Raw genomic sequence first — 6,131 nt, forward strand, 5'->3', positions numbered from 1 at the left:
TAGAAGTCGTTAAACTCATGGAAGCTAATGAATATATTTCAGGTAAAAAAATCGGAGAATATATTGCCAATGAATATGATTTAGCATGGACCAATGCCTCTAAGATAAGAAATGGTGGTGCAATAAAGCAATGGGCAAATTGGCTCTATCAAAGTAAATTTATTTCAGGAATTCCTGCAATTCCTAGTAAATAAACTTTCGGATTTTCAGGAGATAGACCTTAACGTGGTCCATAAAGTTTAATAGCCTATTCTTTTTTTATATAGAAAAACCCCGTAATCCTTTGGTTTACGGGGTTTAATATATGGTGGGCCCACCCAGACTTGAACTGGGGACCAACGGATTATGAGTCCGCTGCTCTAACCAACTGAGCTATAGGCCCTTGATTTTTGATAAGAATTAATTAAATGAGAAATCAATTTTATCAAGTAGATCAATTACATTGCGGGCAGATAATACACCATGTCTTTCAAGCTGCAAAGGCAAAACACAAAGTTTTTATGAGGTTGGCTTATTTTTCACCAGCCTCAAACTACTGCACAACCAAACTAAAATGGTAGCCCAGTTTAAGCTGTGTCACACTTAAAAATTATAGTTAAATTCTTTGCGCTTATGTGTGCCAATTTTAAACCGCTACGCCCCGAGCTTTCCCCAATTCTGGACTTGTTTCCGCCCACGTTTGACTATAAAAATGAGATCTATCCCGGTTACAGCAGTCCAGTTCTGGTAAATCATAAAAATCACATGGAATGGCGTGAAGCGATTTTTGGCTTAATTCCAAAGTGGGCAGAAGATACCAAAATCAGTCGGCACACCTACAATGCACGACTGGAAACCGTAGCCGATAAACCCAGTTTCCGGCAGGCTTGGCGTAATCACCAGTTTGCACTGGTTGCGGTAGAAAGTATCTATGAACCACGTTATTTGCAGGGTAAAGCACAGCGCTGGGCCATTCAGCGTGAGGATGAGCAACCATTCACCATTGCAGCACTGTATGAGTTGGCGCAGCAGGACAATGAACTGGTACGCTCCATGACCATGCTGACGGTCAATGCAGATCAGCATCCCCTGATGAAGCAGTTCCATGCACCCGATGATGAAAAACGCACAGTGGTCGTTATTCCACCGTACTTACGCATGGAATGGTTAACAGCAGATCAGCAAACTGCAAGAGACATGCTAAAAGAACTGGGAGCAGCGGCTTCGTTTAGTCCAGATGACTTTAAAGCCTGGGCTGCTCCTCGCTAAGATTAATTTTGTCATCTTATTGCAATGACAAAGTAATGCTTTAGGCCAGAAGTAGTACCTTAACGCCTCATTAACTGCTTAACCAAAACGGCCTGTGATGTACGCTTCGGTCAGTTGATGGTCGGGCTGGGTAAATACTTTTTCGGTGGCATTGACTTCAATGAGCTCACCCAGATGGAAATATGCCGTGCGATGCGACACACGCGCAGCCTGTTGCATGGAGTGCGTTACGATGGCGATAGTGTACTGACTGGATAATTCACTAATCAGTTCTTCCACTTTTGCAGTAGCAATCGGGTCCAGTGCAGAACACGGCTCATCCATTAAAATCACTTCCGGGCTTACGGCAATGGTGCGTGCAATGCACAGGCGCTGCTGCTGACCACCAGATAAACCTGTACCCGGCTGGGTGAGACGGTCTTTCACTTCTTCCCATAAACCGGCCCGGCGCAAGCTGTTTTCAACAATTTCATCCAGCTCGTAGCGATCCTTGGCCAGCCCGTGCAATTTAGGGCCATAGGCCACGTTATCAAAAATGGATTTTGGAAACGGGTTAGGCTTCTGGAATACCATTCCGACCTGCGCGCGCAGCAACACAACGTCCAGTGAGGGGTCATAAATGTCCTGATTGTCCATTTTGACAGTACCGGTAACACGGCAACTATCAATGGTGTCATTCATGCGGTTCAGGGTACGCAGAAATGTTGATTTGCCACAACCGGATGGCCCGATAAAAGCAATGACTTCATTTTTGTAGATATTTAAATCAATGCCTTTAATCGCTTCGGTTTGCCCATAATAAACATGCACACCCTGCGTGGAAATCTTGACATCCTGCTGGCCAGCTTTGGGCTTTGAGGCGTGTTCAGATACCGAAATATGAATTTGCGGCGTGCTGGATGAGTCACTGTAGCCTGCCCCAGCCGCATTCTTGGCCGAATAGGTGGCGTTATCCATTTGGTTGGTTTTTATCATGTCGTATTACCATCTCGTTTCAAATTTTTTGCGTAACCAGATTGCAAAGCCATTGAGGCCAATGAGCAGTACCAGCAACACAATAATGGCTGCGGCAGTTCTGGGTTCAAAAAAGTTTCTTAGTTCGTTACCTTGCCACAGGTAAATCTGTACAGGCAAGGCGGTGGCTTGATCTAGGGGTGTGGATGGAATATCGGCCACAAATGCTTTCATGCCAATCAGTAACAGCGGTGCAGTTTCACCCAGTGCATGCGCCACACCAATAATGGCCCCGGTTAATATACCCGGTATGGCCAGCGGCAGAACATGGTGAAACACGCTTTGCATTTTGGATGCACCAAGCCCCAGCGCTGCCTGCCGAATGGAAGGAGGCACTGCTTTTAATGAAGCACGGGTTGCAATAATCACTGTGGGTAGTGTCATTAAACTGAGTACCAGACCGCCAACCAGAGGTGCGGAAATTGGCAGGTGAAACCAGTTAATAAAGATGGCAGCACCCAGCAAACCAAACACAATGGATGGTACAGCGGCCAGATTGTTAATGTTGACTTCAATCAGGTCGGTGATGTAATTCTTTGGTGCAAATTCTTCCAGATAGATGGCACTGGCAACACCAATGGGGATTGAAATAACAATTACAATCAGCATCATGTATAGCGAGCCAATAAAAGCGCCAGCCAGACCACTGGATGCAGGTGCACTGCGTGAATCCGGGTTTAAAAACAGCGCGGTACTGAATTCACGCTTGATAATGCCATCTTCCTTAAGCTGATCGGCAATGCGGCGCACTTCCGGGCTAAGCTGCTGCTGGTCATCTGGCAGGTCACGGTCAATCTTGCCAGTCAACCACACATCCACATTGGCATCAGCCAGAAACTCCAGAGACACTGTCTTGCCAATCAGGCCAGGATCAGCCACGACCATATCACGTAAGTGATAGCGCTCATCGCTATTAAACAGTTTGCGGATATCGCGGCGGGACTCTTCCAGTTCCGGCTTTTTGGCCACAATACTGTTTTCCAGAATGCGGTTCCAGTTGACCATCCCCAGTTCAGTCTGCCATGCAAATTCGCGTTCCTGAAAAGCGGCCGGACTTTCACCTGCCTGCTTTTGTGGTTTTGCCGGAACATCAATTAAGGCCGGATCAAAAAACACGCTACTATGAATAGTGGATTGCCAAAATGCAGGCAAGCCACGCGCCAAAATACTGGTAAACAGCAAGGCCACAAAGAACAAACCAGCCAGTACTGCACCAATACCCATCAGGCGAAAGATTTTTTCACGGCGATGGCGACGACTCAAGGAGCTTGCAATACGGCGGCGACGTAACTGTTGTTCTAACTGGCGCTGCTCATCTGCTTTTTGCTGGGCTTCATTCAGCCCGCCATTACTGGATAAAGTATCTGAGGTATTCACTCGTATTGCTCACGGTATTTACGCACGATATAAAGTGCAATGACATTTAAACCCAGCGTAATGACAAACAGGGTTAGACCTAAGGCAAACGCAACCAGCGACTGTGGACTGGCAAAGTCGGTATCACCGGTTAACTGGTTTACAATGGTGACGGTTACTGTAGATACTGCTTCAAATGGGTTGGCATGCAGTTGGGGGCTATTGCCCGCAGCCAGCACCACAATCATGGTTTCCCCAATGGCGCGGCTGGCAGCTAACAAAAATGCGCCCATAATGCCCGGCAATGCAGCGGGCAGCACCACCTGACGAATGGTTTCCGATTTGGTGGCACCAAGGCCCAGTGAACCATCACGCAAGGATCGTGGTACCTGAATAATGATGTCATCTGATAGCGAAGACACAAACGGAATAATCATGATGCCCATGACAAATCCAGCCGTCAGTGCACTGGTGGCATTAATATGCACGCCAACCAGCGCACCCAGCATGGAAAAGAATGGGCCAATCACCATCATGGCAAACACACCGTACACAATGGTAGGTATTCCTGCCAAAATCTCCAGTATGGGCTTGGCAACTGCACGAAACCGCGGTGTTGCATATTCAGCCATATAAATGGCTGCCATCAGGCCAATGGGTACTGCCACCAACAGGGCAATACAACTCACCATTAATGTGCCCCACAACAGCGGCAACAGGCCATATTCACCCTGACTACCGCCAGTAGAGCTAAAGCCGGGGTTCCATGTTGTGCCAAAGAAAAAATCAGCCGGACTCACAAACTTAAAGAAACGCAGCGCCTCACCCAGCATGGACAGTACAATGCCAAGCGTGGTTAAAATGGCAATGGCCGAACATAAGGCCAACGCCACTTTAATGGCTTTTTCCACACTATTACGGGCACGTAACTGGGCAGAAATTTTGCGGCGTGCATAAGCCAGCCCGACAATCGCCAATGAAAAAACCACAGCAATTTTGGCGAACAGGTTAATTAGTGTGACTTGTTTTAATTGTTGTGCCAGCATCAACTCATAAGGAGCTGGTGTATCCTTAACCCCATAGCCCGAAGCAATATTTTTCAGGCGGTCAATGAGCACATCCAGTTGTGCGCCGTTAAGTGTTGCAGCAATATTGGATGGTAAACCATTTAACACGATATGCCGGATAATGCCGGGCTCAACCAGACTCCACACAATGAGCACCAGCAATGCAGGCAGTCCACACCACAATGCGACCAGCGTACCGTAATAGCCCGGTCTTGAATGTAATATGCCCTGCTTTTCCCCCTTGGCAGCAATGGATCTGCTGCGTACCAGTCCCACCTGATACGCAACTGCCGTTAAAGCGAGCAAAATGCCAATCAGCATTAAATTCATAGTTTCTCCAGCAATGTTAAAAAATGACTAACATTGGGCCTGTCTTGTGACAGCAAAAAAACAAAGGCTGGAAATGTATTGTTCACTTCCAGCCTGCTTATTATTTGATTGTTTTACGCGCCTTGATCGTGGCCAGAACTTTTGCACGCTCTGCTTTAGGCAATGGAATCAGGCCTTCTTCCTGCAACTGGCTACCAGCACCTGAAATTTTTTCATTCATGAAGAATTCAGCAAATTCCTGTAAACCTGGAATTACACCAATGTGCTCGCCTTTCACATAGAAGTAAAGTGGACGTGACACGGGATATTTGCCGCTGGCAATAGTGGCTTCACTGGGCGTTACGCCATTTACGGTTGCTACACGCAAACGGTCACGGTTCTGGTCGTAGAAGCTTAAGCCAAAAACGCCCACTGCATTTGGAGAGGTTTTCAGGCGTGCCAGTGTTTCAGTGTAATCACCCGATACTTCAATCACCCGGCCATCCTTACGGAAGCTGGAACAGACTTTTTTATTGTCTGCTTCTGACAGGCCACGGTTGTATTCATACACGTTGCAACCCGGATGCACCACTTTTTCTTCAAACACTTCACGGGTGCCGTGGTTGGATGCCGGAATGACCAGTACAATTTCCTGATCCGGCAGGGATTTATCAATCTGGCTCCAGCGTGTAAACGGATTGGCCATCAGTTTGTTGTTTTTTGACGGCACTTGAGCGGCCAGTGCAGCATAAATATGGGATGGCTTTAACGCAAAAGGTTTTTTGCCAGAATTAGAGGCAAATACAATGCCGTCATAACCCACTTTCACTTCAATAATCTTGTTTACACCTGCTTTTTTACAGGCTTCAATTTCAGCTGACTTGATTGGACGCGAAGCATTGGCAATATCAATGGTGTTTTCGCCAACACCCTGGCAAAACTGCTTTAAGCCAGCGCCAGAACCGCCAGAACCGACAACAGGCGCTTTAAACTGCGGATAGGTATTGCCAAACTCTTCTGCCACAATACTTGCAAAAGGCAATACGGTTGATGAACCGGCAATTTGAATATTGTTCCGTGCAGCGTTTGCTGAAACGGTCACACCCAAGGTAGCTGCCGCAAGTAATGTTACATTTA

6 protein-coding genes and 1 tRNA gene are annotated in these 6,131 nt (G+C 47.0%); 2 read left to right on the forward strand and 5 right to left on the reverse strand.

Going from position 1 to position 6,131, the window contains the following annotated elements:
• Positions 1-194: hypothetical protein (locus BKE30_RS16120; RefSeq protein WP_227518422.1), on the forward strand; the 194-nt coding region annotated here is incomplete at its 5' end.
• Positions 195-305: 111 nt separating this feature from the next.
• On the opposite strand, the gene BKE30_RS15370 is transcribed toward BKE30_RS16120, so the two are convergent.
• Positions 306-382, reverse strand: a tRNA-Ile gene (locus BKE30_RS15370).
• Positions 383-612: 230 nt separating this feature from the next.
• Between BKE30_RS15370 and BKE30_RS15375 the strand changes: the two genes are divergently transcribed.
• Positions 613-1,248 (forward strand): SOS response-associated peptidase, encoded by a 636-nt coding sequence (locus BKE30_RS15375; protein WP_076879434.1) that lies wholly within the window; start codon positions 613-615, stop codon positions 1,246-1,248.
• A 78-nt stretch (positions 1,249-1,326) separates the two neighbouring features.
• Here BKE30_RS15375 and pstB read toward each other — a convergent pair whose 3' ends face one another.
• From pstB to BKE30_RS15395, 4 genes are all read right to left on the reverse strand, one after another.
• On the reverse strand, positions 1,327-2,205 hold the full coding sequence (pstB, locus tag BKE30_RS15380) for a phosphate ABC transporter ATP-binding protein PstB (RefSeq protein WP_143253815.1): 879 nt from the start codon (positions 2,203-2,205) through the stop codon (positions 1,327-1,329).
• A 24-nt stretch (positions 2,206-2,229) separates the two neighbouring features.
• Entirely contained in the window at positions 2,230-3,603 is a 1,374-nt protein-coding gene (pstA, locus tag BKE30_RS15385) for a phosphate ABC transporter permease PstA (RefSeq protein ID WP_227518424.1), read from the reverse strand.
• Positions 3,604-3,635: 32 nt separating this feature from the next.
• Positions 3,636-5,015, reverse strand: a complete 1,380-nt coding sequence (gene pstC, locus BKE30_RS15390) for a phosphate ABC transporter permease subunit PstC (protein ID WP_076879436.1) — start codon at positions 5,013-5,015, stop codon at positions 3,636-3,638.
• Between the two features lie 100 nt (positions 5,016-5,115).
• Positions 5,116-6,131, reverse strand: a 1,016-nt coding sequence (locus BKE30_RS15395) for a substrate-binding domain-containing protein (RefSeq protein WP_406564692.1), incomplete at its 5' end; no start/stop codon positions are given.

Origin of the sequence: Alkanindiges hydrocarboniclasticus (assembly GCF_001982605.1) — a bacterium.
Taxonomy (GTDB): Bacteria; Pseudomonadota; Gammaproteobacteria; order Pseudomonadales; family Moraxellaceae; genus Alkanindiges; species Alkanindiges hydrocarboniclasticus.

What these genes read in the sequence shown, in the direction of transcription:
- pstB (WP_143253815.1), bottom strand. Translation starts at nt 2,205, where the DNA reads ATGGATAACGCCACCTATTCGGCCAAGAATGCGGCTGGGGCAGGCTAC.
- BKE30_RS15375 (WP_076879434.1), top strand. Translation starts at nt 613, where the DNA reads ATGTGTGCCAATTTTAAACCGCTACGCCCCGAGCTTTCCCCAATTCTG.
- pstC (WP_076879436.1), bottom strand. Translation starts at nt 5,015, where the DNA reads ATGAATTTAATGCTGATTGGCATTTTGCTCGCTTTAACGGCAGTTGCG.